The organism is Streptomyces sp. NPDC016851 (genome assembly GCF_055562795.1).
Map to the genome: position 1 here is coordinate 261,429 of NZ_JBVHEP010000010.1, position 14,393 is coordinate 275,821.

The following is a 14,393-nucleotide window of genomic DNA, read 5'->3' on the forward strand; positions in this document are numbered from 1 at the left end:
CTTCACACCGGGGGGCTACGTGCGCATGCCAGAACGTCCGCACGGGTGCCCGGTGGTGTGCGCCCCAGTCGTGTCAGCCGCGGGGGTGCCGGCGCAGCAGATACGTGTCCATGATCCAGCCCTTGCGCGCACGGGCCTCGGCGCGCAACCGCTCGATCCGAGGCCCGGCCTCGGCGATCGGACCGGAGACGAGGATCTCGTCCGGGGTGCCGAGGTAGGCGCCCCAGTAGATCTCGATGTCGTCGTCCGCGTACCGCCGGAAGGCCTGGTGCGCGTCGAGCATCACCACCACGTCGTCCACGCCCTCCGGGAAGCCCTCCGCGAGCCGTCGGCCGGTGGTGATCTGCACGGGCCGGGCGACCCGGTTGAGGCCCGTCCGGTGCCGGGCGGCGAGCGCCGAGACGCTGCTGATGCCGGGCACCACGTCGTACTCGAACGCCACCGCGCCCCGCTCCAGCACCTCCTCAAGGATCCCCAGCGTGCTGTCGTACAGCGCCGGGTCGCCCCACACCAGGAACGCGCCCGTCTCCTCCGCGCCGAGCTCCTCCACGATCAGCCGCTCGTAGACACCGGCGCGGGCGCTGCGCCACTCCTCGACGGCAGGGGAGTAGCCCGCACCGCCGGCGGCCCGGTCCCGCTCCGGGTCACGGGCCTCGACGACCCGGTACGACGTCCCGTCCGGTATGTGCGCGTCGAGCATGTCCCGCCGCAGCCGGGTGAGGTCGGCCTTCACCTCGCCCTTGTCCAGGACGAAGAACACGTCCGTGCTCCGCAGCGCCCTGACCGCCTGGAGGGTGAGCTGCTCGGGGTCGCCCGCGCCGATACCGATGACATGAATCTTCCGCACACCGAGAAGTCTCCCGCAGCCCACTGACAACGCCGGGCGCACCCCACTCCACCGCACGCCCCTCATCCGCGCATCGCGCGGGGCTGTCTTGCTCGGCGGCCTGGGCGGCCTCGCGCCGGGCTGTCTTGCTCAGCGGCCTGGGCTGGTCTTGCGCGGAGCTGTCTGTCCGGTGGCTTGGGGTGGCCTCGCGCCGGGCTGCTGCCCTGGTCAGGAGCCTGGGCTGGTCTTGCGCGGGGCTGTCTGCTCAGCGGCCTGGGGGCCTCGCGCCGGGCTGCCCTGGTCAGGATCCTGGGGTGGCCTTGCGTAGGGCCGTTCTGTCCGGCGGCCCCGGGGTGGTGTTGCGCAGGGCCGTTCTGTCCGGCGGCCCGGGGTGGCCTTGCGCCGGGGCCGCCTGCCCAGCGGCGCCCGGGGTCGCCCCGCGCGGGGCCCGCTCGCATACACACCCGGCACGCTCGCACTCCGCGCCCAGCAGCCCCTGTCACCGCCCCGCGTCCATACCCCGTAGCCGAGGCGCCCGAGCCCCGGCGTCCACCGGGCTGCCCTCCCGCTCCACCTCCTCGGCCAGCCCCCGTGCCCAGGTGGCGACGCTGCCGATGTCGATCCCGTGCGGCGTCGCATGCCCGGAGGCGGATGCCCACTCCTCGGCCGCGCCCGCACCGCGCCGCAGCAGGCGCGCCCCGCCCGTGAGGTTGCCGCGGGCGGTGTGGGTCAGGCCGACCGCGAGCTGGGCGAGGCCGCGCCACAGTTCCCGTTCCGTCTCGGGGCCCGACTTCCAGGCGTCCTCGAAGACCTCGTGGGCGTGGAACGGTTTCCCCTCGTCCAGCAGTCGCTGCGCCTCGGCGACGGTCTCCTCCGGGGCGCGTACGACGCCCTCGGGCTGCCGCGGCACGCCCGGCGCGTCGTACGGCAAGGGCCGGCCGAGGCCGTCCCGGGGCCGGGCATTACGCGCCCGCCCCTCGCTGTCACGGTCCCGGGCGCCGTCGGGCGGATCCGCGGCCGCGCTCCCCGTGTTTCCCCTGCTCCCGGCGGTCTCCGTGTTTGCTGTGTTCTGCGAGCTTCCCCTGCTGTCTGTGCTGCCCATACGGCGATTGTCCCCCGCCGGGGGCCGACTTTCGGCGTGGCCGGGGGTGTGGGGTAAAGTGCTGTTCGCGCGATCACGCGGTTCACCGCGGAGGGCGCGCACCGGGACGTGGCGCAGCTTGGTAGCGCACTTGACTGGGGGTCAAGGGGTCGCAGGTTCAAATCCTGTCGTCCCGACGGTACGAAGGGTCCTGCAGGCCGATGCCTGCGGGACCCTTTTCGTTTTTGTGGCCTTCTTCCCCGCCGCACGCCCTTGACCTCAAGTGCGCTCCAAGATGAAGACTCCCCTGCGTGCCCCGAGATCCGGGGCGGCAACGGAGGGAGCAACAGCCATGCGCTACCGCACGATCGGCACGGACCCGCGCACCCGCCGCGAGGTGAGCGTGCTCGCACTCGGCGCGATGCTGTTCGGTTCGGTGACGGACGAGAAGACATCCTTCGCCGTGCTCGACCGGTACGTCGAAGCCGGAGGGAACTTCATCGACACGTCCGACAACTACGCCTTCTGGGTCGACGGCGGCCAGGGCGGCCAGAGCGAGGAACTCCTCGGCCGCTGGCGGCGCAGCCGCGGCATCGGCGACGAGATCGTCATCGCCACCAAGCTCGGCGCCCGCCCGCTGGCCCCCGGCACCAGCTACATCGACAACCCCGAAGGCCTGTCGGCGAAGGTGATCCGCGAGTCCGCCGAACGCAGCCGCGAGCGGCTCGGCATGGCGAAGCTGGACCTGCTGTACGCCCACATCGAGGACCACAAGGTCCCCCTCCAGGAGACGGTCGAGGGCTTCGCCGCCCTGGTCGCCGAGGGCACCGTAGGACTGCTCGGCGTCAGCAACCACGCCACCTGGCGCGTGGAGCGGGCCCGCGCCCTCGCCGCCGCGGCCGGGCTGCCCGGCTACGAGGTGCTCCAGTACGCGCACAGCCACCTGCGCCCCCGCACCGACGTACCCGATGCCCTTTTCCCGGACGGCAGCCTCGGCCACGCGGGCCCCGACCTGCTGAGCTACCTGCGGGCCGAGGCCGGACTGACCCTGGTCGCCTACTCGCCCCTGCTGAAGGGCGCCTACACCCACCCGGACCGGCTGCCCGCGGACTTCGACCACCCCGGCACCCCTGCCAGGCTGGAGGTACTGCGGGACGTGGCCCGGGAGACCGGCGCCACCGTCAACCAGGTCGTGCTGGCCTGGCAGATCGGCGGCGACCTGCCGATCGTCCCGCTGGCCGGGGTCTCCTCGGTGGCCCAGCTGGAGGAGAACCTCGCCGCGGTGGACCTGGAACTGACCGCCGAGCAGCGGGCCCGGCTGGACGCGGCGCACTGAGCTCGTGGGACCGTGGAGGGAACCGGACATCCGGACCTCCGGAAGGAGCACCGGCCATGACCACCCACCCGGCCCACCCCGCCGCCCGGTCGATCAGGACCACCCCCGAAGGTCTCATGTGGGAGCCCAGCGAGCGCTGGGTGCGCGGCCGCAAGGGCGACGTCACCGTCGTCGACAGCCGGCACCCGGTCCTCGTCTGGGAACCCCACCTGCCCGTGCCGCAGTACGCCTTCCCGCACGACGACGTCCGCACCGACCTCCTCCGCCCGGCGCAGAACCCGCCCACCGGCAAGCACACCGGCTCCCGGATCTTCTACGACCTCGACGCCGACGGCGAGGTACGCGCGAACGCGGCCTGGACGTTCCCCGCCGACGACCTGGCCGGCCACATCGCCTTCGAGTGGTTCCTGCGCACCGACACGGGCCTCGACCACTGGTACGAGGAGGAGGAAGAGATCTTCATCCACCCCCGTGACCCGCACAAACGCGTCGACGCGCTGCCGAGCAGCCGCCATGTCCGGGTCGAGATCGAGGGCCAGGTCGTCGCGGACACCCACGCCCCCGTCCTGCTCTTCGAGACCTCCCTGCCGACCCGCTACTACTTCCCCCGCGAGGACGTCCGCCTGGACCTGTTCGCCGCCACCGACCACAGCACCGGATGCCCCTACAAAGGCACCGCCGAGTACTGGTCCTGGCGCGGCGAGGGCGATGTGCCACCCAACATCGTCTGGAGCTACCCCGAGCCACTCCCGGCCGTGGCGCCGATCCAGGGACACGTCGCCTTCTTCAACGAGGCCGTCGACATCACGCTGGACGGCGAGCGCGTGGAGCGCCCGGACACGCCGTTCAGCGGGATGCTGCGGAAGGCGAGCCGCTCCCGGAACCGCCCGTGAAGCTGTCGAGCAGGGCGTCGAGCCCGGCCGCGAGGCCCTCGGGCCCGCCCCGCTCGGCGAGCGAGGCGGCGGTCTCGCGCAGTGTCGGCAGTTCCTTGGCAGGCAGGCGGTGCAGCCCGAGCCGGAACGCGGGGTCGGTCTCGTCGGGGTTGTCCACCATGGGGCGCAGCTCCACGGACACGTAGCCGAGGAGCCAGGCGGTGAAGGCGCGGAACACGGCGGAGACGGTGACATCGTCGAACCCGGCCTGCCTCAGCAGCGCGAGCACCCGCTCGTGGTCCCGCAGCACCGCGGCGGGCCGCCGGGCCAGGGGGACCGCCAGCAGACGCGTGGCCAGCAGCGGCACCGCCTGCGGGTGCGCGAGACACACGTCGTAGGTCGCGCGGGCGATGCGATGCAGCCCGCCCCGCCAGTCGGCGCCCTCACTCGCCCCTGCTGCCAGCTGCTCCTCCAGCTCGAGGTACAGGGCCTCGACCAGCCCGTCGAGAAGGGCGTCCTTGCTCGCCGCGTACCGGTAGAGCGCCATGGCCTCCACACCGAGCTCGGCACCCAGGCGGCGCATGCTGAGGGCGGAGAGGCCTTCGCGGTCGACCAGAGCGAGAGCGGTGGTCAGCACGCGTTCCCGGTTGAGCCTGCCGTAACGCCCGCGGTCGCTGGCGCGTCGAGCCGGGCTCGCTCCTGAGCCGTTCGCCATTCGCGTGCCTCCTCGTCGCAACCCTGTGCCCAGGGAGCCTGACATTTATACGTGAAAGCCGACAGGGCGCGCAGAAGATGCACCCCCATGGGGTGTGAGTGACGATTGATGAGGACCATCCGTGTCGGAGTTGGCAAAGGTGTTCTCCATTGAGCTGCCTGGGCATGAGTTCTCGCCGCGGCTCCCTTCCAAGGCGCAGGCCCGTGCCACCAGATCGTTGGTCGACCCGTCTGCACCTGATCGGGGAGCCGCCGCGCACACGCCGTGCGAGGAACGGCCCCACGTCCCCGGTTCGCCCGCATGCCACCGGTCCCTCGGCGAGCACGCACCTGAATTCCCCATGGAGCGGTGCGTCCCTTCGGGTCCTCACCGCACGTCACGGCTCACTCTCCCGCTTTTCGCTTCAGGCCTCGGCGCAAGTACGCCGGGACTGGAACGGCGGGGTATCTCCCGCTGATTGGGGAGCCACCGCTCAGACCCTTCAACACCCTTCGTGTTCCCGTTTCCGGGCACATCGCAGGCGGCGCGAACCATCGGCCCCGGTCGGGCCTCCTGAGACCACACCGAACGAGATGTCCACCGAGACACCCGGAGACAGCCGGCAAGCCGCCGATGTAGCCAACCGCGGCGCTCCTTCCGGCGGGACCGGCCACGGATCGCCGGGACGTCATGAACCAGACACACCCACGAGTGACAGGACGGTACGCACCGCCCGCACCATTGTGGTGCTCGGCGTCACCGAGGTCATCGGCAAGTTGTCCATGGTCCTCGTGGTCATCGGAGCCGCCCGGCTGCTCGGGGTGGCCGACTTCGGTGTCTTCGCCTACGCGCTGGCCGTGGGCGCGCTCGCCACCCTCGTCCCCTTGTGGGGCTATGACACGATCTTGGTGCAGCGGGCCAGCGCCGAGCCCGGGCAGTTGCCGGCACTGCTTGCCCAGCTCCTGGTCATGCGGACCGTCCTGGTCCTGCTGGTGTTCGCCGTCATCGGCGGGGTGCTGGGGCTCTCCCGGCCGTCTGGCACCCAGACAGCCGTGGCGATGCTGCTCGTCATCGCCGCCATCGTGCTGGACACCTACACCGAGGGGTACCGATCCGTCGCCGCGGCGATGCAACGGCAGAACACCATCGCCGTCGTGCACCTGTTGCAGCGCCTGATGACCGCGGCCTGCGTCCTGACCGCGTTGCTGATGGACACCGGCCTCTTGGGCCTGGCCATTGCCTTTTTCGCCGGCATGGCCGTAGGCCCGGTGGCCGCCATGCTGATGGTCCGACGTCAGGGGGTGCGCGGCGACTGGGGGGCCGTGTCGGTCGCGTCAGTCGTCCGGCTCAACCGCGGTACCTGGATCATCGGCCTGGAATCCGTCGTCGCGATGGCCCTGTTCAGGCTGGACGTTCTGTTCCTGGGCTGGCTGATGGGCAACCGGGCGGTTGGCATCTACGCCGCGGCATACCGTCTGCTCGAGACAGCTGTGTTCGTCTGCTGGGTGGTTGCTCGGGCGGTCTTCCCGCTGATGGCTGCCGACCCCCGGCCACATCGCATCAGCCGTCACACCGAGCGTGGGATCGGCGTGCTGGCTGCGGTGTTCATCCCGTACATGACGGTGCTGCTGTGCAGGGGACACGACGTGCTGCTGCTGCTCTACGGTGGGCAGTTCGCCGACGCCGGCACGGACATGTTGCGCTGGCTGGCGCCGGCGCCTCTGCTGTTCGGCCTTGCCTACCTGTTCAGCGACGCTCTGACCGCGGCCGGTCCGACCCTGCGCGCACTCGCCGGGGCGGTGATCGCCCTGGCGGTCAACGTGGTGCTGAATGTGCTGTTCATCCCCCACTACGGCGGGAACGCGGCGGCTTTCGCGACGTCCGTCTCCTATGCGGTTGCCGCCGTCGTCCTGGTCCTCCTCGGGCGCGCCAGGATGGGACGACCGCGCCTGGCGCGAACCCTCCTGCCCGCCGTGGTGGCGTCCGGCGTCGCTGCCGGGCCGCTGCTTGCTCCTTGGCCGCTCGCACCGGCTCTGGTCGTGGCCGCAGTGGTCTACGTGCCCTGCTGGGCGGCCATTGCACGGCGTATCGATCCGGAGCAGGTCCGGGTTCTCCGCGAGATGCTCAAGCGGAGGAGGAGCACATGACGTGTCCCCTGCGGGTCAGTGTGGTGTCGTCTCACGGAGTGCTGGGCGGTGGCGAACTCTGGTTGCTCTCCTTGCTGGACGCCACGGATCGGCTCGCGGTGGACGCCGTGGTGCTGGCAGACGGACCACTGCACGACGAGTTCGCCCGGCGAGGTGTGTCCTGCACAGTGCGCCCTACAGGCAGAACGGGGGCGTCGATCGCCGGGGCGGCGGTGTGGCTGATGCGCCGACTGCGCGCCGACCGGCCCGACGTGGTCCTGGCGAATGGGGTCAAGGCCGCGGCGGCGGCCGTTCCTGCGGCCTGGTTCGCAGGAGTGCGGTGCGTCTGGGCCAAGCACGATCACTCTCACGACGGCCCCCTGATGCCCCTGTTGGCCGTTCTCTCGGACGGCTGTGTGGCGACGGGGGCCGAACTGGTCACTGCCTCCCGGCACCGCAACGCCGTGCTGGTGCCGTTCCCCGCGCCTCGTCGTGCCGCTCTGCCTCGCGAGACCGCGCGCCAGGAACTGCTTCGGAGAGGGGTGCGGCCGGGCCAGGACGAACTACTGCTGCTCACCGTGGCGCGTCTTGTCGGATACAAGGGCTTGGACGACGCCATCTCGGCTCTCGCGCAGCCCGGCACATCGCGTTGGCGACTGGCTGTGATCGGGCCCGAGGACCCGACGCAGCCGGACGAGCGCCAGCGACTCGACAGGCTGGCGGCCACCCTCGGCGTCGCCGACCGGGTGGACTTCACCGGATGGCTCCCGGAGGCATGGCGGCTTCTCCCGGCTGCCGACGCGGTCGCCGTACTGACGAAGCCGACCGGGAGCGGGCCGGCGCAGGAGAGTTTCGGCGCTGTGGCGTTGGAGGCCATGCTCGCCGGCGTTCCGGTGATCGCCACTGCGCCCGGTCCGGTCTCGAAGAGGGTGGCGCCGCCGGGAGCCGACCCGGCCGGGATCACCGTTGAACCCGCGCGGGCGGACCAGGTCGCGGAAGCGCTGCGCCGGCTGGAGGATCCGGACCTCCGCGCCGCGATGAGATCCGCCGGCCGCTGCCGTGCCGCCGCCCATCCGGGTCCGGAGCAGAGCTCGGCGCTGCTGGTGCAGGTGCTGGCCGAGGCCGCCCGACTGACCGGGGCCGGATTGGACGCCACCATTGCGGTCAGTGTGGTCATCCCCATGAAAAACGAGGCAGAGGCGGTCGACCGAATCCTGGAACTCCTCGTGCCCCAACTGACTGTGGACGGGGACGAGATCATCGTCGTCGACGGCGGTTCGAGCGACGACACCGTGTGGCACGTCCAGAGCTGGGCGTCGCGCGACCCTCGTGTGCGCCTGCTGCGCAGCCCTGGTATCGGTGTCTCGGCAAGGCGTAACGCCGGAGTCCGGGCGGCCGGCAACTCGCTGATCGCCTGCACCGATGCGGGCTGTCAACCGGCCCCGGACTGGCTGGCCCGGCTGCGCGCGGCGGCGGAGGAAGCGGAGCCCGCCGGCCTGTTGACCGGTGTCTGCCGCGTGCACGGTCGCGGACCGGTGACCGACGCACTGGCTCTGGTCGGCCATCCGGTCCCCGAAGAAGCCCGACACCCCCGGCCTTGGACCCGTCTTCGCTGTCGGGTCCTCGGACGGGAATGCGATGCCGCCCTCCCCACTGGCTGCTCCGTGGCCTTCAGACGCAAGGCATGGGAAGACGCCGGCGGATTTCCGGAACGCCTCCGAACCGCCGATGAGGCGGTCTTCGGCCGGGCCGTGGTGGCGGCCGGACATCGGGCGGCGCTGGTCACCTCCGCCGAGGTGGACTGGGAGCAGCGGCCGACGCTGCGTCGGACGGCGGCCCAGCCGCCACTGCTCAGCAGCGGCATCGCCAGGGCCGCCGTGTACACCGCCGTCGTTGCCGCGGTCCGGCGAGGCCCCGCTGCTCGACGGGTCACCGCCGCCACCTTCATCGCCTATGCCTCGCTGCCGCTGACCAGGGCCGTCCGCGAACGGCGCTGGGCGGCCCTGCCGGTCGTTCCCTTCGTCACGGTCGTACACGATCTGGCCGATGCCGTCGGCGCAGCACACGATCTGGTCGGCCGTATGAGAAACGAACGGGTACGGGGGGCGGTCCCTGGATCAGGTGGGCCCTCATGACCGGCGAAAGCGCCGTGGTGCGCGGGGCCGGCCTGTGGGCCGCGCCCGCTCTCCTGCTCGCCACCGCAGGTCTGTTGGTCGCGGGCTGGAACGCCTCACCCATGGTCGGGACGGTTCTCATGGTGCCGGTCCTGGTGGCGCTGGCCTTCGTCGCCGTCCGCCGCCCGGTGTTCGCCGTGGCTGCCGTCCCCGTTCTCCTGGTGGTAGGAGACGTCGGACTGCCCCTGTCCGTGCCTCTCGTGCGGGCCCTGACCCTGGTCGTCGCTGCTGTCGTAGTGATCGCCAGGTGGAAGGGGTACGGGCGGCGAATCGGCTGGGCGCCGCTGATCGCAGCGATGGCATTGCTGATCGCGGCCGCGCTCCTGTCCACCCTCGCGGGTGTAGATCCGGGTCAGTCGCTGCGGCACGATGCGAACTACCTGATCGGACTTCTCCTGGCGGCAGCGATCGTCGTGGTCACAGTCGATCGCTCGGATCTGCTGCTGCTCGCGGTCGCCGTCTGCTTCGGCGGGGCGCTCCTGTGCGTCACCGCTCTCACCTCGCTCGGAAACCTACAGGTGGAGGCCAAGGGCGCCGCACAGGTGGCAAACCGGCCGGTGGGCGTCTTCGGCCAGCCGAACGAGCTGGGCCTGTGCGCCGCGATGACGCTCTGTTTCTGTGTGGCCATGACCGTCGCGGTCCGTCGTCAACGCCGGACCGGGCTGACCGTGCTGTGCGGGGCGGCGGCGCTGACAGCCCTGACAGCGCTGGTGGCGAGCCTGTCCCGCGGTGCCTGGATCGGCAGCGCCGTCGGACTGGTCGTCCTCGCGGTGTTGTTGCGCGAGGCGCGCGTCCTGCTGATCAGTTTCGCGACGGTGGCGACGGTCGGCCTGGCGTTTCTGGTGGCCGCTCCTCCGTCGGAGAACACCCCCGTTGCCGCCCAACGGCTGCTGTCGATCTTCGGAGGCCAGGGCAATCCCTATGACGAGCGGCCCGCCGCAAGGGCGGAGGCAATCGTCCAGATGTCCGAGAACCCCGTTCTGGGGAGTGGGCCCGGCGCCTACCAGGCGGCGGCGCAGGAGGGATTGGCGCACATCGACGCCGCGAAGCAGCAGGACCATGCGCACAGCCTGGGGCTCGCCGTGGGCGCGGAGCAAGGAGTCCTGGGCGTGACCGCGCTCGTTGTCGCGACCGGTGTCGGGGCACGAGAAGCCCTGCTGAACAGCCGGGCGCCGGGAGTTCGTGCGAGCGGCGGCGACTCGCGAGGCATGGCCACGACCGGCTTGACGATGCGCGGCGTCTCGGCCGGAGCAGGCGCTGCTCTGGCCGCCGTGATCGGCCACGGCGTGGTCGACTACCCGCTGCGCAACCCGGTGGTCGCCACCATGACATGGCTGTTCATCGGGCTTCTGGCGGCCTGCGCCCGGAGTCGTACCGATACCCACACGCAACAGACCCGAGGTGGCAGCAAATGAGCCAGCGGCGACCACAGCAGTTCGTCGGCGACAGCGCGAGGACCACATCGGATGGCTCCTGGGACAAGGAATCGGTCGAACCGTCGGCCCCGAGGCACACGAAGGACGTCCGCTCCGACGGCGCGCGTTGGCGAGGAGTGCTGGCGGCGGTGCTGGCCGGATTGCTGGTGCTCGGAGTCGGACTGGCGGTCATCGAGACGCTGCCCACGCGTTATTCGACGACCAGCACAGTCTCCTTCGCACCGCGGTCGCAGCCCAATATCAGCGCGGACGTCATCGAACTGGCCGCCAACAAGTACGCCGTGGTGGCAGGTTCGACGACCAGCGTGACCTCCGCTGCCGCGGCAGCTTCAGTGACGCGCGATGAGCTCCGTGACGCACTGTCCATCTCGGTGGATCCACAGACGGCCAACCTGAACATCTCGGTCGCGTTGGGGAACTCACGGGAGGCTGCCGCTGCCGCCAACACCATTGCGGACGTGGTCAACAGGGCCGCGGCCAGAGACCGGCTGATCTCGGGAGAGATCACCGCCCGGGCCGACCCCGACGCGGCCCAGCTCCAGCCGTCCCGCACACTCCTGCGCGTCGTCGCGGTGGCGGCCGCGTTGCTGGTGGCCGGATGGGTCAGTTTCGCCGTTCGTCAGATCAGCCGCAGGCAGGGAGCGTCCGGTGAACGCTCGTAGGAGCAGGCCTCTGGTGCTGATGTACCACGCTGTCGGCGAACGCCGCGCAGCGGAGGATCCCTTCGCTCTGTTCGTGCCGCAGGGCCGGCTCCACGAGCAGCTCAGCTCTCTCCTGGTGCGTGGCTGGACACCTCTGACGCTCGACGCATATCTCCAGGGTTCTTCCCCGCCTCGAAGCGTGCTGGTGACGTTCGACGACGGCTACCAGGCGATGCTCGAGGAGGGGCTTCCTGTCCTGCGGGAACTGAGGATGCCCGCCACCGTCTTCGTGCTCGGCGGCCTCCTGGGCGGCAGGTCCCAGTGGATGCCCGAGATGCCCGACGAGCCGCTCGTCGACGCCGAGGGCGTGCGGGAACTGGTCCGCGCAGGGCTGGACGTCGAATGCCACGGGTGGGACCACACCGCGCTGGTGAAGGCATCCCCTGAAACACTCGTCCGCAACACCGTGCAAGCCGCCCGGGCGCTGACCGGTCTCACCGGTCGGCGGCCCCGGGCCTTCGCGTATCCCTATGGGGGCCACGACGCCGGGGCACGTCGCGCGGTGGCGGAAGCCGGCTTCGAGATCGCGTTCAGCACCTACCACGCCGAGGGGCGATATGCGACGCCGCGTGTCGCCGTCAGCCCAACCGACACAGGTGTGACGTTTCGTCTCAAGTTGCTGCGGAGCTACCCGATCATGCGCCGGGTCACCGGCTATGCCCCCAAGCTGCGTCCTGCCCTGCATTCACTGATCGGCCGTGCCCCGCGGAGTTGACTGTCAGCGCAGCCGATCGACCGCGCTCACGGCTTTGACGGCGATGCGGTGGACCGTCGGGTTGGCGCGAACCGCCCGGCGGGCAGTGCGGCTTGACAGCCTCCGTGCCCGCCACAGAGCCGCCTTGGCAGTGTGCCGGGTGACGTATCCCTCGGTGAGAGGCAGATCCGCCGTCTTGAGTTCCTGCTTGTGGGGCTCAGGGCCTTTGCCCAGGTCGATGTGGACGATTCCGCGCTCCGCGGCGGCCTCGGCGAGCTTGAGGGACAGCAGGATTCCGGGCGAGTACCGGGCGAACCGTGTGTCGTAGGCGGGGAACCAGCAGGCGAGCACGTCGCGTGAGCACAACTCGTAACGCATGGCGACTACTTCGTCACCGGCGTAGAGCACGGAGAGAGTGCCCGAGCAGGACTCGGAGGACAGATTGAAGAGTTCCCGGAGAATCGCCTGGAACCACTCCTGGGAGAGCAGGTCCCGACGCACCCCTTTCGCTCGCAGCTGGGAGGACTTCCATCGGATCAGGGTGTCCAGGAGTACGGGTTCGGACGCGTCGAAGACCAGACGGACCGGGCCCACGTCACGGCCCAGTCTTCGCTCCTGTTTCCGCGCTGCCTTGAGGAATTTGTGCCGGAGACGTTCGAGACGTTCGAGGTACGCGTGGTGGTCGCCGTTCAGCTCCATTATGGGCGAGGCGGTTCGGGCGAGCGGAGTGCCGACGCTTTCGAAAGGGGCCTGTCCCGCCGCCAGGTGGTCGTACTCCCAGCTGACCAGATCACAGGTGCGGAGCAGATCCATGGGATCCCAGTCCAGGCCCGGTTCGTGGATCAGGCCCTGGCAGTCACAGAAGCCCGCGCCGATCGGCTTGCCGGCGCCGAGAGCATGCCGTTCGAAGGGGAAGAACCCGACGGTACGAGAGCCCTCCGGACCTGAGGCGGTGAGCCGGGCCACCCTGGCGGTCGTGCGATGGTGCCCCACCGCCCGGGTGAACTCGGGAGACAGGAAGGGGTTGGCCAGTGCCAGGTCGGCCCGCTGCATGGCGCGCCAGGCGCTGATGTCGGCAGCGGTCAGTTCGTCGGGCCGCAGGACCGTGACGTCCATCGCGATCACCTCAGGGGCGCGACCCACCCGGAGTGCCGGTCGTAGACACTGACCGCGGGGGAAGGCGAACGTACGGAAAGGGGAGAGGCTCGCAAGTCCGGTAGCAGTTCTTGCATATTGTGCAGCGATTTTCAGTGTGCAGTCCGGGTAAGCAGGCCGCAACCGACCGGGAGGTGGCCGTTATCACCCGACATGCCCCTCTTGTCGGTTCAGTCTAGAATCGGAGTATGGAGAGGGCTAGTTCTGCTGTACTCCTGATCGATACATTCGCCGGTCCTGTGCAGGTCACCACCCCGGCACCACGTGAGACCTGGTGGGAACTGGCCCACCAGGACGCGGCAACCCAGGTCACTCAGACGCCGGCCTGGCTCGACTGCATCTGCGCGACGGGGCCCCACCGTGACGCCAGTCGGCTGTATGAATTCGAGGACGGCAGGAAGTTGGTGCTCCCCCTGGTGGGGAGACGGCAGCGCCCACGGTGGCTGGACGAGGAGGAATCCTGGCCGGGGGAGTGGGGAGTCGGGGGACCGGTGCTTCCAGGTGGTGTCGGCCCAATGGAGGCCCGGGCGGTGTTCGACGATCTCGTGGAGCGACCGGCCAACCGGGTCAGCGTATGGGTCCGGCCCGGCGACTACGGCCTCTGGGCGTACACCCCGCCCGCGGGCTTCCGGACCGAGCCGCACACAGCACATCTGCTCAATCTCGAAGGCGGATTCAGCGCGATCTGGGAGCGCCGCTTCCATCAGGGCGTGAGGCGCGGAGTCCGCCGAGCCGAGCGCTCCGACATCGAGGTCGAAGTGGACCGAACCGGCCGTCTGGCCCCGGCCTTCTACCACCTGTTCGAGCAGTCGATCCCTCGCTGGGCCGGCCAGGAACACGAGCCGCTCGCGCTGGCCCGGTGGCGCAGGACACGTATTTTTCCCCGGCGACTGCTGGAAACGGTCGCCGCCCAACTCGGGGAATCATGCACGATCTGGATGGCGTGGCGCGCTGGGGAACCCGCCGCGGCCATCGTCGTACTGCGTCACGGCAACCATGCCCTGTACTGGCGCGGCGCCATGGACCGGGAACTGGCTCATCCGACTCGGGCCAGTCACCTGTTGCACCGGCTGGCGATCGAGGACGCGTGCGCCGCGGGCTGCCGACAGTACGACATGGGAACTTCTCGTCAGGGGACGAACCTCCGCAGGTTCAAGGAGAGTTTCGGAACCGACAGCGTCTCGTCCCCTCGTTACTACCGTGAGCGGATTCCCGTCCGCGCGCCCAAGCGGGGGCTGCGGTGGGTCGTCATGCGCGCGGTTCGCTTCCGGGGTGTCTGACGCTCTTCCCCAGGGCGC

General features: G+C 70.3%; 12 protein-coding genes and 1 tRNA gene. 9 read left to right on the plus strand and 4 right to left on the minus strand.

Going from position 1 to position 14,393, the window contains the following annotated elements:
- Positions 1–73 precede the first annotated feature (73 nt).
- Both cobF and ACZ3I3_RS18685 read right to left on the minus strand, forming a co-directional pair.
- Positions 74–847 carry a precorrin-6A synthase (deacetylating) gene (cobF, locus tag ACZ3I3_RS18680; RefSeq protein ID WP_467366355.1) on the minus strand — a complete coding sequence of 258 codons (774 nt, stop codon included), beginning with the start codon at positions 845–847 and terminating at the stop codon, positions 74–76.
- 478 nt (positions 848–1,325) lie between these two features.
- Positions 1,326–1,928, minus strand: a complete 603-nt coding sequence (locus tag ACZ3I3_RS18685; RefSeq protein ID WP_467366357.1) for a DUF309 domain-containing protein — start codon at positions 1,926–1,928, stop codon at positions 1,326–1,328.
- Between the two features lie 102 nt (positions 1,929–2,030).
- On the opposite strand from ACZ3I3_RS18685, the gene ACZ3I3_RS18690 reads away from it, so the two are divergent.
- The 3 genes from ACZ3I3_RS18690 to ACZ3I3_RS18700 all read left to right on the plus strand — a co-directional run bounded on the left by ACZ3I3_RS18690 (position 2,031) and on the right by ACZ3I3_RS18700 (position 4,136).
- Positions 2,031–2,104, plus strand: a tRNA-Pro gene (locus ACZ3I3_RS18690).
- A gap of 155 nt (positions 2,105–2,259) precedes the next feature.
- The gene (locus tag ACZ3I3_RS18695) at positions 2,260–3,243 is read left to right on the plus strand and encodes an aldo/keto reductase (protein ID WP_467366359.1); all 984 of its coding nucleotides are present in this window, start codon (positions 2,260–2,262) and stop codon (positions 3,241–3,243) included.
- 56 nt (positions 3,244–3,299) lie between these two features.
- Entirely contained in the window at positions 3,300–4,136 is an 837-nt protein-coding gene (locus ACZ3I3_RS18700; RefSeq protein ID WP_467366361.1) for a DUF427 domain-containing protein, read from the plus strand.
- On the opposite strand, the gene ACZ3I3_RS18705 is transcribed toward ACZ3I3_RS18700, so the two are convergent.
- Positions 4,090–4,830: a TetR/AcrR family transcriptional regulator gene (locus ACZ3I3_RS18705; protein ID WP_467366363.1), complete on the minus strand. Its 741-nt coding sequence runs from the start codon at positions 4,828–4,830 to the stop codon at positions 4,090–4,092. The genes ACZ3I3_RS18700 and ACZ3I3_RS18705 overlap by 47 nt on opposite strands.
- Positions 4,831–5,402: 572 nt before the next feature.
- Between ACZ3I3_RS18705 and ACZ3I3_RS18710 the strand changes: the two genes are divergently transcribed.
- From ACZ3I3_RS18710 to ACZ3I3_RS18730, 5 genes are read left to right on the plus strand one after another with little or no spacing between them, the layout of a single operon-like run.
- Positions 5,403–6,956 carry a flippase gene (locus ACZ3I3_RS18710; RefSeq protein ID WP_467366365.1) on the plus strand — a complete coding sequence of 518 codons (1,554 nt, stop codon included), beginning with the start codon at positions 5,403–5,405 and terminating at the stop codon, positions 6,954–6,956.
- Positions 6,953–9,070 carry a glycosyltransferase gene (locus ACZ3I3_RS18715; protein WP_467366367.1) on the plus strand — a complete coding sequence of 706 codons (2,118 nt, stop codon included), beginning with the start codon at positions 6,953–6,955 and terminating at the stop codon, positions 9,068–9,070. Before ACZ3I3_RS18710 ends, ACZ3I3_RS18715 begins: the two co-directional genes overlap by 4 nt.
- Positions 9,067–10,524, plus strand: a complete 1,458-nt coding sequence (locus ACZ3I3_RS18720; protein WP_467366369.1) for an O-antigen ligase family protein — start codon at positions 9,067–9,069, stop codon at positions 10,522–10,524. The genes ACZ3I3_RS18715 and ACZ3I3_RS18720 overlap by 4 nt, the downstream gene beginning before the upstream one ends.
- Entirely contained in the window at positions 10,521–11,207 is a 687-nt protein-coding gene (locus tag ACZ3I3_RS18725) for a hypothetical protein (RefSeq protein WP_467366371.1), read from the plus strand. Before ACZ3I3_RS18720 ends, ACZ3I3_RS18725 begins: the two co-directional genes overlap by 4 nt.
- Before the next feature lie 19 nt (positions 11,208–11,226).
- Entirely contained in the window at positions 11,227–11,961 is a 735-nt protein-coding gene (locus ACZ3I3_RS18730) for a polysaccharide deacetylase family protein (RefSeq protein ID WP_467366447.1), read from the plus strand.
- 3 nt (positions 11,962–11,964) lie between these two features.
- Here the strand turns inward: ACZ3I3_RS18730 and ACZ3I3_RS18735 are convergent, their stop codons facing one another.
- Positions 11,965–13,056 (minus strand): GNAT family N-acetyltransferase, encoded by a 1,092-nt coding sequence (locus ACZ3I3_RS18735; protein ID WP_467366372.1) that lies wholly within the window; start codon positions 13,054–13,056, stop codon positions 11,965–11,967.
- A gap of 569 nt (positions 13,057–13,625) precedes the next feature.
- Here ACZ3I3_RS18735 and ACZ3I3_RS18740 point away from each other — a divergent pair.
- Positions 13,626–14,375, plus strand: coding sequence for a GNAT family N-acetyltransferase (locus ACZ3I3_RS18740; protein WP_467366374.1), 750 nt, complete (start codon positions 13,626–13,628; stop codon positions 14,373–14,375).
- Positions 14,376–14,393: the final 18 nt, after the last annotated feature.